This is a genomic window from Sulfurovum sp. bin170 (assembly GCF_010892395.1).
Classification (GTDB): Bacteria; Campylobacterota; Campylobacteria; order Campylobacterales; family Sulfurovaceae; genus UBA1140.
Genome location: NZ_JAACKB010000193.1, coordinates 1 through 1918, shown reverse-complemented (window position 1 = coordinate 1918; position 1918 = coordinate 1). Strand labels below are relative to the sequence as shown.

At 34.7% G+C, this 1918-nt stretch carries 3 protein-coding genes; 2 read left to right on the top strand and 1 reads right to left on the bottom strand.

The window, feature by feature from the left end:
• Positions 1-381: hypothetical protein (locus GSY74_RS04535; protein ID WP_164663918.1), on the bottom strand; the 381-nt coding region annotated here is incomplete at its 3' end.
• 10 nt (positions 382-391) lie between these two features.
• Here GSY74_RS04535 and GSY74_RS04530 point away from each other — a divergent pair.
• Complete coding sequence (locus GSY74_RS04530) at positions 392-1132, top strand: NlpC/P60 family protein (RefSeq protein ID WP_164663917.1); 741 nt, start codon at positions 392-394, stop codon at positions 1130-1132.
• 107 nt (positions 1133-1239) lie between these two features.
• Positions 1240-1918 (top strand): hypothetical protein (locus GSY74_RS04525; RefSeq protein ID WP_164663916.1); only part of this gene is annotated, 679 nt, incomplete at its 3' end.

Sequence of the window (1918 nt, the reverse complement as noted above, 5' to 3'; positions counted from 1 at the left end):
CTCACCGTTTTTATTCTCTATATACTCTTTGGCTATACCATCTAAAATCAGATAGACCATCTGCGTCTCTACTCCTCTTTGGATAAGTGACTCCCCTACTCCAAAGTCCTCAATCGTACAATGCTCAGATAGACTCAATAGTTGATTGTCAGGAACGGAAAATACCATCGAATCTTTTAGTCTCTTTTGAATCGATTTTGCTGAATCAGCTACAACTGCACACTCTGAACCATCAAAATTATAGACCTCATGAGCTCTAGTTGGGAATTTGATTCCATATCGTCTATTGGCATACCATATTCGAGAGATGAAGTCATTTCTAATAGCTGGAACTCTCCCATACTCTTTGACAAAGAAATTAACATCATAGTGTTGGGTCAAAGTTAATGATATGGCTTATGTAGATAGTGACTTTGTCGAAAAATTTAAAAACACAGAGTTTGCAACCATCATAAAAGATAACGCACCTATCTATAATCAAGCAGATAACTTTTTATACTATGCAAAAGTGGCTACAAGCTTTCCTATTGTAGATGAATTGCCTAGTCACTACTTGGTCTATACAGCAACAAAAGATGAAAATGCCAATGCAGTTTTGAGAGTTGTAAAGATAGATAAAAATATCTCTGCCAAAAAACCTATAAGACTAAACAGAGAAAATATTACCAAAATTTCAAAAGAGTTCTTGGGAGAAAAATATGGATGGGGTGGCTCGTTCATGAATAGAGACTGTTCAGCAATGACTAGAGATTTTTTTTCACCTTTTGGAATTTGGTTACCTCGTCATTCATCTAGCCAAGCTCACTACTCAAAATATATAGACCTATCAAAGATGGCTAAAAGTGAAAAAGAGAGATATATCATAGAACATGCTAAACCATTTGAGACCACTATCTATATGAAAGGGCATATAATGCTCTATATTGGATATGTCGATAATAGAGTCTATGCCATGCATAATATGTGGGGAATCAGAACCAAAGATGATAGTGGCAAGATAGGTGGACGAAAGATTGTAGGTCAAACGGTTGTATCTTCTTTGCATCTTGGTGAGGGATTGGATGGAATTGAAGAGTCGGCTCTGTTTATCAATAAGATTTTTGGGATTAGTTTGGTGGGGGTGGAGAAGTAACATTCTTTTCTATATTTTATTGTAAATTTTTTATAAACTCTATAGAAAATATTTAACATCTTATGTTCTTTTACGCTAAAATACCAAATCTCAAAAAAGGAAACTTCATGGGCGATAAAGACATAGTCAGCAAAGAAATCATAAAAGAGATAGGGCGTGATATATCCATGCACATCTTAGGCATTGATATACAAGGCGAAATAACCCTAGTCGATAAAGAGTGGACGCGAGTAGAGAAGCGAGATAGTGATATTGTGTTCAAGAATGATGAGAGAGTTTTTCACATAGAGATACAGAGTAGCAACCATAGTAAGATGGAGCTAAGAATGTTGAGATATTACAGTGACATACTATTTGAGTATAAAGACTGCTCTGTTGAGCAACATGTTATATATATTGGCAAAGAGAAATGTAGAATGAAAAACGAGATTGTACGAGATGAAATCTCATATAAGTATGGTATAATAGATGTAAAAGATATAGCTTGTGAGGATTTATTGTATCATGATAATCCATCAGCAGTTGTTTTGGCTATACTTTGTGACTTCAAAGAGAAGGACAAACAGATAGTCGTTAATACTATTTTGAAACGACTCAAAGAGTTGACGGATGGTGATGAGATTGCGTATGGAAACTATATGAAAAAGGTAAGCGTACTCTCTATCAATAGAGATTTGGAAGATGAAGTAGAGAAAGGAATAAATATGTTAGCTATAAAATTAGAAGATACACCACTTTATCGGTGGGAGATGAAAAGAACTATAAAATTAACCAAATTTAAAGATG

Coding starts and splice junctions, on each gene's coding strand:
- GSY74_RS04530 (WP_164663917.1), top strand. CDS start 392: ATGGCTTATGTAGATAGTGACTTTGTCGAAAAATTTAAAAACACAGAG.